This is a genomic window from Campylobacter sp. CFSAN093260 (genome assembly GCF_012890095.1).
GTDB lineage: Bacteria > Campylobacterota > Campylobacteria > Campylobacterales > Campylobacteraceae > Campylobacter_D > Campylobacter_D jejuni.
Window position 1 is genome coordinate 1,556,049 of sequence record NZ_CP040618.1, and the last position, 14,843, is coordinate 1,570,891.

A 14,843-nucleotide genomic window follows, 5' to 3' on the forward strand; every position below is an offset into this window, starting at 1 on the left:
AGGATAAATTATGATGCCTTTTAGTGATGAAGAGCTTATAAATCCTGTTAAAGCAAGTTTAGAAAAGAGCTTGCCTATGCTTGAACGTGATGGCGGAGGGCTTGAATTTTTAGGAATTAAAAATGGGATCGTTTATGTCCATTTAATAGGAGCTTGTAAAGGCTGTGCATCGAGTGGAACAACGCTAAAATACGGTCTTGAAAGGCAACTTAAGATTGATATTCATCCGGAAATCACTATAATCAATTTAAACGGCGGAGCAGACGAATTTGCAAAATTATAAAAAACTTGGAATTGAACATTTTTACAAGAAAGATTTTAAAACTGCAAAAATGTATTTTTCTATGGCTTATGAAAAACGCAAAAATAAACGCTTGCTAAATTTTATCTGCCTTTGTGATCTTGCTTTAAAATCTCCTAAAGAAGCTTCTTTACTTTTTGATTTTTATATAGAACATTACAAAATCTCTAGCATTGATAAAGACTTAGAAGAAATTTTAAGTACAATTGAATTTAAAAAACAGGAAAACAAACAAGAAAACGAATTTGAAGATGGGCATGCACTAAATTATCAAGATTTTTTAAAAAGCGAAGAAGAACTTGGCTTTCAAAAAAGTTTTGAAAATATCATTAACAGCACTAAATTAGTTATTGATAATCGTGATGATTTTTTAGATTTTTTGGAAAAATTACTTGATAATGGCTATAAAGATATGACTTTAAATTACATAGAAAATGTTATGCCTCATTTTTGGGCAAATGATAGATTTATCAAACTCCAAGAAAAACTCATGGGATTTAAAAGTGAAATTAAAACTTGAAAATTCATTCATTACAGATAACACCTTAGAGTGTGAAAAAGAATACTTTTTTTTGCAAACCACACAAAATGCTAAATTTCACGCTCAAGCCTTAGAAAAAGGTGCAAAAATCATTGATGTAAATGAGTGTAAAAAACTTTTAAAAATCGATGAAAAGATTCAAATCATAGGAATCACAGGAACCAATGGCAAAACCACAACCGCAGCAGCGATTTATTCTATCTTATTGGATTTAGGTTATAAGTGTGGGCTTTGTGGGACAAGAGGAGCTTTTATCAACGATGAACAAATCGATGAAAAATCCTTAACCACCTCCCCTATTCTTAAAACCTTAGAATACCTACAAATAGCCACTCAAAAAAAATGTGATTTTTTCATCATGGAAGTAAGCTCACACGCCTTAATTCAAAACCGCATCGAAGGCTTAAATTTTGCTGCTAAAATTTTTACCAATATCACTCAAGATCATTTAGATTTTCACGGTACTTTTGAAAATTATAAAGAAGCAAAAGAACTTTTTTTTACCGATGAGAGTTTAAAATTTATCAACAAAGATGCTTTGGCTATTAAATTTAATGTGCGTAATGCTTTTACTTATGGCATAGAAAATCCTGCTTTATATCAAATCAAAGCTTATTCTTTAGAAGAAGGCATTAGTGCTATTGTAACAAATAAAAATCAAACTTTTCACATAGACTCGCCCTTGCTAGGACTTTTTAATCTTTACAATCTTCTAGTTGCTAGTGCTTGTGTGAATGAACTCGTAAAGCCTGATTTAAAAGACTTGGAAAAAGCTATCAGTGGATTTGGCGGGGTTTGTGGCAGGGTAGAACAAGTAGCAAAAGGTGTGATTGTAGATTTTGCTCATACGCCCGATGGCATTGAAAAAGTGCTTGACACTCTTAAAAATAAAAAACTCATCGTTGTTTTTGGAGCAGGTGGAGATAGAGATAAAACCAAACGCCCTTTAATGGGAAAAATCGTCGAACATTTTGCAAAAATTGCTATCATTACAAGTGACAATCCACGCAGCGAAGAACCAAAAACCATCATGGAAGAAATTTTATCAGGCTTTACTAAAAAAGAAAAAGTTTTAATGATAGAAGATAGAAAAGAAGCTATAAAAAGAGCTTTAGAACTAAAAGAAAATGACGATTTAGTCGTTATTTTAGGCAAAGGTGATGAAACTACTCAAGAAATTAAAGGGATAAAATATCCTTTTAGTGATAAAGTAGTTGTTAATGAAATTTTAAAAAATCAAGGATAATCAATGTTTGAAAATATGGATTTTTCTAAAATGGGAGAACTTTTAAATCAAGTTCAAGAAAAAGCAAAAAATATAGAACTAGAACTTGCAAATCGTGAATTTAGTGCCAAAAGTGGAGCAGGACTTGTTAAAGTAAGTGCCAATGGAAAGGGTGAAATTATCGATGTTAGCATTGATGATTCTTTACTTGAAGATAAAGAATCCTTGCAAATTTTACTTATTTCTGCAATTAATGATGTTTTGGCTATGGTTGCACAAAATCGTTCAAGTATGGCGAATGATGTTTTAGGCGGTTTTGGAGGTATGAAATTATGAAAAAAATTTTAATTATTTGCATGCTTTTTACTTTGTCTTTTGGTATAGAAAGACCTAAATTTGAAGATTTTTTAGCAGGTTATGAAAGAAATAAGGCAAGCATGCTCAACTATGAAGGAATACCAGCTTTTGCACTCAGTGAAAATTTACTTGCTGTGTTAAAACAGCCTAATGCTAAGCTTAACAAATATGTAAAATACGATCCATTTTTAAATTTATATCTTGTAAGAACTGACTTTAGCCTAATCCCTACTCCTATGGGTGATGAAGAAAAACTTACTCGTAATGATTGGGTTGGAATTTGGGATCCTAATAAACCTTATATAGGGCATATTAAGTATTTAGCTCAAAATATTGATGAAAAAGATCAACTTGATTTTAATTCTAAAATAGGACTTTTAGGGACTCCATGCTGTGAAATGATGGGGATTGCTTTAAATAATAGCTCTTTTATAGGCAATCGCTATTTAAAACATTTTATGAAATATAACGATGTTTATTGGGGGGATATTGGTGTTGATTTTGTTGTTCGAGAAAATAAAATTTATGTTAACAATGTAAGAAAAAATCCACAATTTTTAATCAACGATCAAGTTGTAAGTGTTGATGGCTTGCCCGCCAATGATTTAAGAAAACTCAATGAAAAAATTCTTTTTGCAGATCGCGGAAGCACTCTTTATTTTCAAGTGTTGCGTGATAATATGGATTTAAATATTTCTACTGAAGTTTTTGCAAAAGATTTGAGCAAATTTAACCTTCCTGATTCTAAACCAAAACCAAAAATTACAAATTTCACAAGCAATCTTGGTTTAACGGTTAATACTAGTCTTGTTGTAACCAAAATAGATCCAAAATCAAAAGCATCAAATGCAGGATTTATGGTAGGAGATAAAATTTTACGCGTTAATAATATTATTTTAAATAATTTTAAAGAATTACAAAATATTTTAAGTGCTGGTAATGACTTTAGCATCTTAATTGAACGCAAAAGTACTAAATTACCTTTATCAAATTTCAACAATGAACTAGGCGGAAATGCCAACTCAGGTGGCGATGGTAAATTTCAATTTTTCATAAGGCTTACTAAGTGAATTTAAAAGAACTTTTTATCCATCACTTAGAAAAAAATCTACCTAAAGTTGAAAGCTTTCATCCTTTTTTTAATGAAGCTTTAGCACTTATGTTAAAAGCGGGGGGAAAGCATTTTCGCGCACAATTGCTTTTAAGCGTAGTACAAAGCAATAAACCTGAACTTTTAAATCAAGCTTTAGATGTGGCTTTAGCTTTGGAGTTTATCCATACTTATTCACTCATACACGATGATTTACCCGCTATGGATAATGCAGACTTTAGACGAGGAATTCCAACCTTACACAAAAGCTACGATGAAACTACAGCCATCTTAGTGGGTGATGCTTTAAATACTGAAGCTTTTTTAGTTCTAAGTCATGCTCATTTAAAAGATGAAATCAAAATCAAACTCATCAAAACCCTTGCCTTTAATGCAGGACTTAATGGAATGGTCATAGGACAAGCTATTGATTGTTTTTTTGAAGACAAAAGACTGAGTTTAAATGAACTTGAGTTTTTACACACACATAAAACCGCAAGATTAATCGCTGCAGCTTTAAAAATGGGTTGTGAAATTTGCGAACTTAACAACGAAGAAAGCAATCAAATTTACAAACTTGGTTTAAAACTAGGACTGATTTTTCAAATCAATGATGATATTATCGATGTAACCACAAGTCAAGAACAAAGCGGAAAGCCTACTAACAACGATATTCATAAAAATTCTTTTGTCAATTTACTTGGACTTGAACAAGCCATAAAAACAAAAGAAAATCTTCTTAGTGAATGCGAACAAGACTTAGAAAAACTTAATGAAAAACTCGCACAAATGATACAAAATTTAATAATTCAATACTTATAAAGGCAAAAAATGGACATTCAAATTTTACAAGAACAGGCAAATACTCTAAGATTTTTAAGTGCCGATATGGTGCAAAAAGCAAACTCAGGACACCCAGGTGCACCTTTGGGTTTAGCAGATATTTTAAGTGTTTTAAGTTATCATTTAAAACACAATCCTAAAAATCCCACTTGGCTAAACCGCGATAGACTTGTATTTTCAGGCGGACATGCAAGTGCTTTGCTTTATAGTTTTTTACATTTAAGCGGCTATGACTTAAGCTTAGAAGATCTTAAAAATTTCCGCCAACTTCATTCTAAAACCCCTGGACACCCTGAAATTTCAACTCTTGGAGTAGAAATCGCTACAGGCCCTTTAGGACAAGGCGTTGCCAATGCTGTAGGCTTTGCTATGGCAGCAAAAAAAGCACAAAATTTGCTAGGCAGTGATTTAATCGATCATAAAATTTATTGTCTTTGCGGAGATGGGGATTTACAAGAAGGCATTTCTTATGAAGCTTGTTCTTTAGCAGGACTTCACAAACTTGATAACTTCATACTTATTTATGATAGCAACAATATCTCCATAGAAGGCGATGTAGGTTTAGCCTTTAACGAAAATGTAAAAATGCGTTTTGAAGCACAAGGATTTGAAGTTTTAAGTATAAATGGACACGATTATGAAGAAATCAATAAAGCCTTAGAACAAGCTAAAAAATCCACAAAACCTTGTCTTATCATCGCAAAAACAACTATAGCAAAGGGTGCAGGAGAGCTTGAAGGCAGTCATAAAAGCCATGGCGCACCTTTGGGTGAAGAAGTGATTAAAAAAGCCAAAGAACAAGCAGGTTTTGATCCAAATATCAGTTTTCATATCCCACAAGCAAGCAAAATCCGCTTTGAAAGTGCTGTAGAACTTGGGGATTTAGAAGAAGCAAAATGGAAAGATAAGCTTGAAAAAAGTGCTAAAAAAGAACTTTTAGAAAGGCTATTAAATCCTGATTTTAACAAGATAGCTTATCCTGATTTTAAAGGAAAAGATCTTGCTACAAGAGATAGTAATGGTGAAATTTTAAATGTTTTAGCTAAAAATTTAGAAGGATTTTTAGGTGGAAGTGCAGATTTAGGCCCTTCGAATAAAACAGAACTTCACAGTATGGGAGACTTTGTAGAAGGTAAAAATATCCATTTTGGTATCAGAGAACACGCTATGGCAGCGATTAACAATGCTTTTGCAAGATATGGAATTTTCTTACCATTTTCGGCAACTTTTTTCATCTTTAGCGAGTACTTAAAACCTGCCGCAAGAATAGCAGCTCTAATGAAAATCAAACATTTTTTCATTTTCACACACGATAGCATAGGCGTGGGCGAAGATGGACCAACACACCAACCTATAGAACAACTTAGCACTTTTAGAGCTATGCCAAATTTTTTAACCTTTAGACCTGCTGATGGGGTGGAAAATGTCAAAGCTTGGCAAATAGCCCTAAATGCTGATATTCCGAGTGCTTTTCTGCTTTCACGCCAAAAACTCAAAGCTCTAAATGAACCTGTTTTTGGAGATGTAAAAAATGGAGCGTATTTACTCAAAGAAAGCAAAGAGGCTAAATTTACACTTTTAGCAAGTGGAAGTGAAGTTTGGCTTTGTTTAGAAAGTGCAAACGAACTTGAAAAACAAGGTTTTGCTTGTAATGTTGTTTCCATGCCTTGTTTTGAACTTTTTGAAAAACAAGATAAAGCTTATCAAGAAAGATTGTTAAAAGGTGAAGTTATAGGTGTTGAAGCAGCACATTCTAATGAACTTTATAAATTTTGCCATAAAGTGTATGGCATAGAAAGTTTTGGAGAAAGTGGCAAAGACAAAGATGTGTTTGAACACTTTGGATTTAGCGTTTCAAAGCTTGTAAATTTTATCCTTAGCAAATAAAATGAATACAAATTTCAAATTTCAAAATAACACTCTTTTTATCTTTGGAATTTGGGATAAAACAAGCATTTATAAGTTAAAAATAAAAGATTTTTTAGCTTTGATCCAAAGCAAGGAAGTGATTTTTGATTTTAAAGATCTAAAAGCAATCGATACCGCTGGAGTGAGATTTTTCCTTGCTTTGGAAAATGATCTTAAAGATAAAAATATTAAAATCGCCAAAGAAGGCTTAAATTCACGCTTTCAAACCCTTTTTGAACTTTGTGAAAAAAACTACCAAAGACTAAGCAAAACAAAAAAATCACATAAAAATTTCAGTGAATACTTTATCGATCTTGGAAAATTAAGTTTAGAACTTTTAAAAATTTTAAGAAAATTCATCAATTTCACAGGAGCTTTTTTCACAAGTCTTTTTTTATGCCTTAAAAATCCTAAAAATTTTCGCTTTATTGCTTTTTTATATCATATAGAAAATTCTGCTTTTAAAGCCTTACCTATAGTTATTTTAACTGCTCTTTTAGTAGGAGTGGTTTTAGCCTATCAGGCTGCTTATCAACTCGCACAATTTGGAGCCAATATTTTCATAGTGGATTTGATGGGAATTTCAGCCACTAGAGAACTTGCACCTTTAATCGCTGCCATAGTGATCGCAGGAAGAAGTGCAAGTTCTTATACCGCACAAATTGGAGTGATGAAAATTACTGATGAAATTGCAGCTATGAATACTATGGGTTTTCGTTCTTTTGAATTTATTATTATTCCACGTGTCATGGCTTTGATAGTGGCTATGCCTTTAATCGTTGCCATTAGCGATGCAATCAGTATTATAGGTGGAATGATGGTTGCAAAATTAAATCTTGATATTTCTTTTACCGAATTTTTAAGACGCTTTAGAGAAGCTGTAGATATAAAACATATCTTTATAGGACTTGCAAAAGCACCTATTTTTGGATTTTTGATAGGACTTATTGCTTGTTTTCGTGGTTTTGAGGTAAAAAACACTACACAAAGTATAGGAATTTATACAACAAAAAGCGTTGTAAATGCTATTTTTTGGGTGATAGCCTTTGATGCTTTATTCTCCGTTATTTTAACTTCTACAGGAATTTAAATGGTTATTAAAGCGCAAAATATCATTACAAAATTTGGAGAAAAAATCGTCCATGATGGCGTAAGTTTTGAAATCAAAAAAAACGAAATTTTTGGTATTTTAGGAGGTAGTGGAAGTGGAAAATCTGTCCTTTTAAAACAAATGCTTATGCTTGAACATTTTGATGGTGGAGAATATGAAATTTTAGGCTATAAGCTTAAAAATATCAACGAAAAAGATGCACTTGCTTTGCGTAAAAAATGGGGTGTGGTTTTTCAATTTGCTGCACTTTTTAGCTTTTTTAATATTTATGAAAATATCGCTATTCCTTTAAAAGAATACACTCATTTAGATGAAAATAGCATACAAGAACTGGTTTTAATGAAACTAAAAATGGTAGGTTTAAACGAAAGTGTTTTAAAACAATTTCCAAGTGAACTTAGTGGCGGCATGCAAAAAAGAGTGGCAATTGCTAGAGCTTTAGCACTTGATAGTAAATTGCTTTTTTTAGATGAACCTACTTCAGGACTTGACCCTCATAGTAGTCGCGAATTTGACGATTTGGTTTTAGAGTTAAAAAAAAGTTTTGATTTAAATATCATTTTGGTTACACATGATAAAGAAAGTATGAAAAATTTACTCGATCGCTTTATCATTTTAGAAAATAAAAAAGTTGGATTTTGCGGTACTTATGAAGAATTGCGCTTGCAAAATGAACGACTTTTTAAAAAATTTATGGAGTAAAAGTGGAAAATAGAGCAAATTATTTTTTTGTAGGACTTTTTGTTTTTGGAGTATTTTTTGCAAGTCTTGGTTTCATACTTTGGCTTGGGGGATACTCTAAAGAAGAAAGTTTTAAGTATTATGAAATTCACACACAAGAATCCGTTGCAGGACTTGGCATAAAAGCACCCGTAAGGCTTTTGGGCGTGGAAGTAGGTAGCGTAGAAGAAATCAGCATTTACAATCAAGATGAACTCGGCGTTAACATACGCATCAAGGTCAAAAATAACACCCCTATAAAAGAAGATACTTTTGCTACTTTACAACTTCAAGGTATCACAGGACTTAAATTTATCCAACTTCAAGGCGGAAGTAAAAATAGTAAAGATCTAGTATCTATACAGGGAAAACTTCCAGTCATTCCTTTTAAAGAAAGTTTTTTAGCAACCATAGATAGACAAAGTGAACATATTTTTTCTTTAGTTAAAACGGCCGATGATAAATCAAAAGAGCTTTTAAGCGAAAAAAATCTTAAAAATCTAGAAATCCTTTTGCAAAATCTAGCAGAATTAAGCGCAAATTTAAACGCTAATTCTAAAAATTTAAGCCTTAATCTTTCAAACACAAGTTTAAAAATAGGAAAAATGGCTGATAATATAAGCCTTAGTGCGCAAAATTTCAACTCCAGTCTTAAAAACATAAAAGAAAGTACGATGATTTTAAAAAATTTCATAAAAAAAGCTGATGAAAAATTAAACACTTATGATGATATTAAAGCATCTTTGATGCAAAATTTAGAACTTTTTAAACGAGTTTTAATTGAAAGCAATATTCTAATAGAAAATTTACAAAACAGCCCTGCTGATTTGATTTTTAAAGAAACCAAACCTAAACTAGGACCAGGAGAAAAATAATGCTAAAGCAATTATTCTGTATTTTGACTTTTATTTTTATGTTATGCGGATGCTCTTTAAGACACGAAACCATCAATAAAAATGAAAATATCATATTAAAAGACGAAGGAATAGACTCAAATATTTTTTTTAAAAAAACCGGTAAAATTCTTAAAATTCGCAATACAAATGCACCTTTGTATTTAAACTCGCGAGCTATTGTTTATATAGATAATGGTTTTAGCAACAAATACGCACATTATTTCTGGGGAGATTTGCCAAGCAATCTTTATTCTTTTTTAATTTTATCAAAATTTGAACAAAGCAATATTTTTACAAGCTTGCTTTCTTCAACAAGCTCTTTAAGTGCGGATTATGCTCTTGAAAGCAGGATTAACTCTTTTGAGCAAATTCTTAACAACAATGAAAACTACGCTCAAATTTCTGTAAGTGTAAATTTCATAAATCTTGAAAACAATCAAATAATAGCTCATAAAATTTTCAATACTAAAGAAAAAATAGAAAAAAAAGATATCCGCTCTACCTATAATGCTTTTCAAAAAGCCTTGAATAAAATTGGCAATGAGATTGTTTTTTGGGTAAATTCTAACTTATCCTAATTTAGGAACACTTTTTGCTTTTTAAATATTTAGCAATATTTTTGAAAGGTAAACAATGAAAAGTGATTTAGATATATTTAAAAAACACTTAGGTGAAATTCAGGGCGTGAATGAATTTAAAGCAAATCAAATTTGCTCTCAAATCAATGATGCAAATGATTTTATAGGAGCACTTCAAGTGCTTGATATGTCTTTAAAAAAAATAGAAAAAAGCATTCTAGAAAGAATAGATGAAAATTCAGATGATATGCAAAAAAGAACTCTTGATGCCACAGCGTCACAACTTATACAAAACTGCTCTTTCATGGGAACAGCTCTTTTTGGAAATATTTTCAATGTTTATGTTGGTAAAAAACTTTTTGAATTTGAAATTGCTAATCCACTTTTAATTCTTCAAACAAGTAATTACGAAGGTGTATTGGCCTATATACAAGATAAAAGAGATGAAATAAAAATCATTCTATCAGAATTATCAACTGCAATTACCATGGGCGAAACTATGGATAATGCTGGAATTTATAACTCTACAATGGATTTTAAAAATTTATTTAAATAAGAATAGTAATCGTTTGTTCTCTTTAAGCAAATATAATATATTTTAGCTTAAAGAGATTTTCCAAACTCTAAAAGAGAGTCAGGCTACGAATAAAAAGGGGGAGGGAAATAGCCTAACCCAAACGAGATCTTAAAAGATCTCTTTAAACTAAAATAAATATTTAGATAATTTAACAATTTTTATTAAATTATCTAAACCATATTTATGTTTTAGTTTAATACGATGTGACATTTTATTCTAAAAACACTTAATCTGCTATAAAAATATCATTTAGTAACTTAAATTATTAAAGAATATTACTACAATATTATTTAAAAAATTTTAAATTTTTAGAATTTTAAGAAAAAAATATTATTTTTATAATTTAATATCATATCATAGAAAGAATTTCAGCACGCCCATTAATCACGGCAACACAATGTTCATAATGAGCCGCATTAAGCCCATCAATACTTCCAGCATCCCATTTTCCATTATAATGCTTTGGTGTTCCATCTTTTTGGCATATCATAGGCTCTATGCAAAACACCATTCCATTTTTAATTTTAGGGCCACTTTTTGCACTCGCACCTTTTTCTAAATAGTTTAAAATTTCAGGCTCTCCATGGGGCTTTCGTCCTATACCATGCCCGCAATATCCACGAAGCGGGACAAAACCTCTTGCATGGATAAATTCGCCTAAAGCAGCTGAAAGTTCCTTAAAACGCATTCCATCACGAATAATATCTATAGCATGATATAACGCGTCTTTAGCACAAGAGATTAAAGCTTTATCAGCGGGTGAAACTTCTCCTATAGCAATAGTTCTTGCTGCATCCCCATAATACCCATCAATCAAACTTCCCACATCAAGACCTAAAATATCACCCTCTTTGATAATTTTATCATCTGGAATTCCATGGATACAAACTTGATTTAAAGATGTGCAAATGGCACCTGGAAAACCATAAAGTCCCTTAAATGATGGCTTGGCGCCAAGGCTTAAAATATAATCTTCTGCCATTTTATCGATTTGTTTTAAGCTCATTCCTATTTTAATTTCATTCTCTAAAAAATTTAAAGTTTTTGCTACAATTTGATTTGCTATTCTTAATTTTTCTATTTCATCTGGTTTTTTCAATTCTATCATTTTATTTCCTTATAAATTTAGCCAAATTTTAGCAGTATTTTTTAAAGATTCAACATCGCTTGAAGCATAAAAATGTAATTTTGCTTTATGATTTTTCAAATCTATATTTTCTCTTTCTTTAAGAAATTCAACTATAGCATCTCCTGAATGAATTAATTTTGTTTTATCACCAAAATACTTACTTAAAGAACGACCTAGTAAAGGGAAATGAGTGCAAGCGAGTATCAAAGCATCTGGAGTTGTGATATTTTTAAAATAATACTCCATAGCACTTTGCAAAAAATCTCCTTCAAAAATACCTTCTTCAACCATAGGCACAAAAAGCCCTGTAGCTAAAGCATTTATATTTGTATATCCTTGGGATAATAAACGCTTTTGGTATTCTTCTGATTTAATGGTTGCTTTTGTTGCAATGACTAAAATTTCTTTATTTTTATCATGCAAAGCTTTTATCGTTGCTTCAACCCCTGCATCAATTACACCATATACTGGAAAATGTGCTTTTGTCCTTAAAGCATCTAAAGTATAAGCACTAGCAGTATTACATGCAATGATAAGCATATCAATTTGAAATTGTTCAAAAAATTCCAATGCTTCAAGACAGAACTTTATAATAGTATCTTTATCTTTTACTCCATAAGGAACTCTTGCGGTATCTCCATAATAGATAATTTCATCAAAAAGTCTAGCTTCATAAAGAGATTTTAAAACGCTAAGCCCCCCTACTCCGCTATCAAATACACCTATTTTCACTTTAATACCTTCTTGCTCCTATATAACGAGCCTTCCAATAAGAACTATTTAGCTCGACTTCTTTTACTCCACCTTTAGTAGATAAATGTATAAATTTTCCCTTGCTCATATAAATACCAACATGCATACCATTTGGCCCTCTACCTGTCTTAAAAAATACCAAATCTCCTGTTTGCAATTTTGATTTAGAAACTTTTCTTCCAGAACCTAATTGAGTTTTTGTAGTGCGAGGTATGCGTATATTAAGCTGAGCTAATGCGCTCTGTGTAAATCCTGAACAATCAGCACCTTTTTTACTAGTTCCACCTAAAACATAAGGGGTTTTTTTCCATTCATTTGCAATAACCTTGAGCCTTGCTTCTTTATTTGTGTTGTAACTAGGACGATAGTTTAGATTCTGATAAAAACTACATCCACTTATAAAAAATATAATCGTAATAATAAAAAAAATATGCCTCATCAATCCCCTTAAGATCGAGTAGTAAAGAATTTAAGATAAATAAAACCCCAAATCCCAGAACAAAATGAGGCTATAAGAATAGCTAAGTTATCTGCATAATTAAAAATATCACTAACTTCATACGCCAATCCATCAATAAACAAACTCATTGTAAAACCAATTCCTGTAAGTATGCAAACCCCATAAAGTTGTTTCAAATTTGAACCTTGGGGCAAAGCTGCAAATTTAAAGCGGATTGCCAAATAAGAAAATAAAAATACACCCACTTGTTTACCCACAAAAAGCCCTAAGAAAATACCTATACTTACACCTGAAAAAATTGCTCCTATATCGATATTGGATAAATTTACTCCAGCGTTAGCAAAAGCAAATAAAGGTAAAATAATAAAAGCAATCCAAAATTTTAAGCTTTCATAAATTTCTTCTAAAAATGCTTCCCCATTTTTAGTTTGCATCGGTATAAAAAATGCTGTTACAATTCCAGCTAAAGTTGCATGTACTCCACTTTTTAAAACACTAATCCAAAGAATAACTGAGCAAATAAAATAAAAAGACTTTCTTGTTATCCCTAAAAGATTTAAAATAAGCATTACCAAAATAGCAAGTCCTGCAACGACAAAAGCAACTATTGATAATTTTGTCGTATAAAAAATAGCTATAATTAAAATAGCACCCACATCATCAAAAATAGCCAAAGAAAGTAAGAAAATTTTTAAACTTGATGGAATGTGCTTGCCACACATCATTAAAATCGCTAAGGCAAACGCTGTATCTGTGGCTGTAGGTATAGCCCAACCTTTTAAAGTATAAGCATCTCCTATATTTACCAAAGCAAACAACATCGCAGGTATAAGTATACCGCCTAAAGCAGCCATAAAAGGTAAAACAATATTTTTAGGATTTTTAAAATCCCCGTGCAAAAATTCCTTCTTAAGCTCAAGCCCTATAGCAAAGAAAAATATAGATATAAGCCCATCATTTATCCAAAGTAAAAAAGGCTTATTAAGCTCAAATTCACCTACACTAAATCCGACTTTTAAATTTAGAAATTCTCGATAATGTTCGCTAAAAGATCCATTTTGCACAAGCAAAGCAAGCAAAGTACAAACTATAAGTAAAACGCCGCCAAAAGCCTCATTTAAAACTAAAGTTTTTAATTTATGTACTATATTATTCATTTAACAATCTTAAGATAAATAAAACCAACAATGGCACTTAAAAAACTAGCTACTAAAATAGCAAGTTTATCCGCATATTCAAAAATATCACTATTTTTATAAGCCAAACCATCAATAAACAAGCTCATCGTAAAACCGATGCCTGTTAAAATACATATACCATAAAATTTTCCATATTTAATATTTTCAGGTAATTTTGCAAGTTTAAGTTTGATAGCAATAAAACAAAAAGTGAAAACACCTAATTGTTTTCCTAAAAATAGTCCTAAAATAATCCCAAGACTTACAGGAGAAAATACTGAACCAAGATGCATATCTCTAATATCAATTCCAGCATTGGCAAAAGCAAATAAAGGTAAAATAAAATAAACTACCCAAGGATTTAAATCCTTAAGAACTTCATGTAAATAAGGTTTTTTATTTTTTGTATCAAGAGGTATAAACAAAGAAATGATCACACCAGCCAAAGTTGCATGCACTCCACTTTTAAGCATAGCTATCCACAACACAACACCTACCAACACGTACAAAGAAAGATGGGTGATGTGATAATAATTTAACAAAAGCAGAGCAAATATACAAAACAAACAAATAATAATTGCTAAAGCTGAAAGCTGATCTGTATAAAACAAAGCAATAATAACAATAGCACCCAAATCATCAAAAATAGCTAAAGAGAGTAAAAAAAGTTTTAAACTTGTAGGAATTTTATTTCCCAAAAGCATTAAAATACCCACTGCAAAAGCTATATCAGTTGCTGTAGGTATTGCCCAACCTTTCATAGCAAAATCATGAGAATAATTAATAGCAATAAAAATTAAAGCCGGAGTAATCATACCCCCTAAAGCTCCAAATATAGGTAAAGATACAGCTCTTATATTTTTAAGTTGCCCACGTAAAATTTCATATTTTAACTCAAGCCCTATACATAGAAAAAATATAGCTATCAAACCATCATTTATCCATAAATCCAACGATTTTGAAATTTGAAAATGATCAAATCCTACTGTAAAATTAGCATGAAAAAAATCTGTATAAATAACACTTAAAGAAGAATTTTTACATAATAAAGCTAAAAATGTAAAAAATATAAGCAAAATACCAGGGAAAGTTTCACTTAAAACCATCTTCTTTATCATTTGCATCCTTGCTCCTAAGTAAATATTTGTAAAAATTTAATACGATAAATAAAATGGT

At 31.1% G+C, this 14,843-nt stretch carries 17 protein-coding genes; 12 read left to right on the top strand and 5 right to left on the bottom strand.

Features of this window, described 5'->3' with window-relative positions:
* Nucleotides 1–10 precede the first annotated feature (10 nt).
* Genes FBF22_RS07890 through FBF22_RS07945 form a run of 12 tightly spaced genes read left to right on the top strand, consistent with a single transcriptional unit; the run spans nt 11 to nt 10,126 of the window.
* Nucleotides 11–283: a NifU family protein gene (locus FBF22_RS07890; protein ID WP_002858971.1), complete on the top strand. Its 273-nt coding sequence runs from the start codon at nt 11–13 to the stop codon at nt 281–283.
* Nucleotides 270–821 carry a hypothetical protein gene (locus tag FBF22_RS07895; RefSeq protein ID WP_002851410.1) on the top strand — a complete coding sequence of 184 codons (552 nt, stop codon included), beginning with the start codon at nt 270–272 and terminating at the stop codon, nt 819–821. Before FBF22_RS07890 ends, FBF22_RS07895 begins: the two co-directional genes overlap by 14 nt.
* The gene (locus FBF22_RS07900; protein WP_002885436.1) at nt 805–2,088 is read left to right on the top strand and encodes a UDP-N-acetylmuramoyl-L-alanyl-D-glutamate--2,6-diaminopimelate ligase; all 1,284 of its coding nucleotides are present in this window, start codon (nt 805–807) and stop codon (nt 2,086–2,088) included. The genes FBF22_RS07895 and FBF22_RS07900 overlap by 17 nt, the downstream gene beginning before the upstream one ends.
* 3 nt (nt 2,089–2,091) lie before the next feature.
* Nucleotides 2,092–2,403 (top strand): YbaB/EbfC family nucleoid-associated protein, encoded by a 312-nt coding sequence (locus FBF22_RS07905; RefSeq protein WP_002851172.1) that lies wholly within the window; start codon nt 2,092–2,094, stop codon nt 2,401–2,403.
* Nucleotides 2,400–3,494, top strand: coding sequence for a PDZ domain-containing protein (locus FBF22_RS07910; protein ID WP_002885437.1), 1,095 nt, complete (start codon nt 2,400–2,402; stop codon nt 3,492–3,494). The genes FBF22_RS07905 and FBF22_RS07910 overlap by 4 nt, the downstream gene beginning before the upstream one ends.
* Nucleotides 3,491–4,336: a polyprenyl synthetase family protein gene (locus tag FBF22_RS07915; RefSeq protein WP_002851379.1), complete on the top strand. Its 846-nt coding sequence runs from the start codon at nt 3,491–3,493 to the stop codon at nt 4,334–4,336. The genes FBF22_RS07910 and FBF22_RS07915 overlap by 4 nt, the downstream gene beginning before the upstream one ends.
* Nucleotides 4,337–4,345: 9 nt before the next feature.
* Entirely contained in the window at nt 4,346–6,244 is a 1,899-nt protein-coding gene (gene tkt / locus FBF22_RS07920; RefSeq protein WP_002858974.1) for a transketolase, read from the top strand.
* Between the two features lies 1 nt (nt 6,245).
* On the top strand, nt 6,246–7,355 hold the full coding sequence (locus FBF22_RS07925) for an ABC transporter permease (RefSeq protein ID WP_002885439.1): 1,110 nt from the start codon (nt 6,246–6,248) through the stop codon (nt 7,353–7,355).
* Nucleotides 7,356–8,078 (top strand): ATP-binding cassette domain-containing protein, encoded by a 723-nt coding sequence (locus FBF22_RS07930; RefSeq protein WP_052777724.1) that lies wholly within the window; start codon nt 7,356–7,358, stop codon nt 8,076–8,078. It abuts the gene before it with no gap.
* 2 nt (nt 8,079–8,080) lie between these two features.
* Complete coding sequence (locus FBF22_RS07935; protein ID WP_165433228.1) at nt 8,081–8,971, top strand: MlaD family protein; 891 nt, start codon at nt 8,081–8,083, stop codon at nt 8,969–8,971.
* Nucleotides 8,971–9,570, top strand: coding sequence for an ABC-type transport auxiliary lipoprotein family protein (locus FBF22_RS07940; protein ID WP_057096983.1), 600 nt, complete (start codon nt 8,971–8,973; stop codon nt 9,568–9,570). The genes FBF22_RS07935 and FBF22_RS07940 overlap by 1 nt, the downstream gene beginning before the upstream one ends.
* Before the next feature lie 55 nt (nt 9,571–9,625).
* Complete coding sequence (locus FBF22_RS07945) at nt 9,626–10,126, top strand: flagellar FLiS export co-chaperone (RefSeq protein ID WP_002851413.1); 501 nt, start codon at nt 9,626–9,628, stop codon at nt 10,124–10,126.
* A 370-nt stretch (nt 10,127–10,496) separates the two neighbouring features.
* Here the strand turns inward: FBF22_RS07945 and map are convergent, their stop codons facing one another.
* From map to nhaA (FBF22_RS07970), 5 genes are read right to left on the bottom strand one after another with little or no spacing between them, the layout of a single operon-like run.
* Nucleotides 10,497–11,255 (bottom strand): type I methionyl aminopeptidase, encoded by a 759-nt coding sequence (gene map, locus FBF22_RS07950; protein ID WP_002858980.1) that lies wholly within the window; start codon nt 11,253–11,255, stop codon nt 10,497–10,499.
* Nucleotides 11,256–11,264: 9 nt separating this feature from the next.
* Entirely contained in the window at nt 11,265–12,008 is a 744-nt protein-coding gene (murI, locus tag FBF22_RS07955) for a glutamate racemase (RefSeq protein WP_002868283.1), read from the bottom strand.
* Nucleotide 12,009: 1 nt separating this feature from the next.
* On the bottom strand, nt 12,010–12,468 hold the full coding sequence (locus FBF22_RS07960) for a C40 family peptidase (protein ID WP_002826385.1): 459 nt from the start codon (nt 12,466–12,468) through the stop codon (nt 12,010–12,012).
* An 8-nt stretch (nt 12,469–12,476) separates the two neighbouring features.
* Nucleotides 12,477–13,646 (bottom strand): Na+/H+ antiporter NhaA, encoded by a 1,170-nt coding sequence (gene nhaA, locus FBF22_RS07965; protein ID WP_002868282.1) that lies wholly within the window; start codon nt 13,644–13,646, stop codon nt 12,477–12,479.
* Nucleotides 13,643–14,791 carry a Na+/H+ antiporter NhaA gene (nhaA, locus tag FBF22_RS07970; protein ID WP_002799206.1) on the bottom strand — a complete coding sequence of 383 codons (1,149 nt, stop codon included), beginning with the start codon at nt 14,789–14,791 and terminating at the stop codon, nt 13,643–13,645. The genes nhaA (FBF22_RS07965) and nhaA (FBF22_RS07970) overlap by 4 nt, the downstream gene beginning before the upstream one ends.
* Nucleotides 14,792–14,843: the final 52 nt, after the last annotated feature.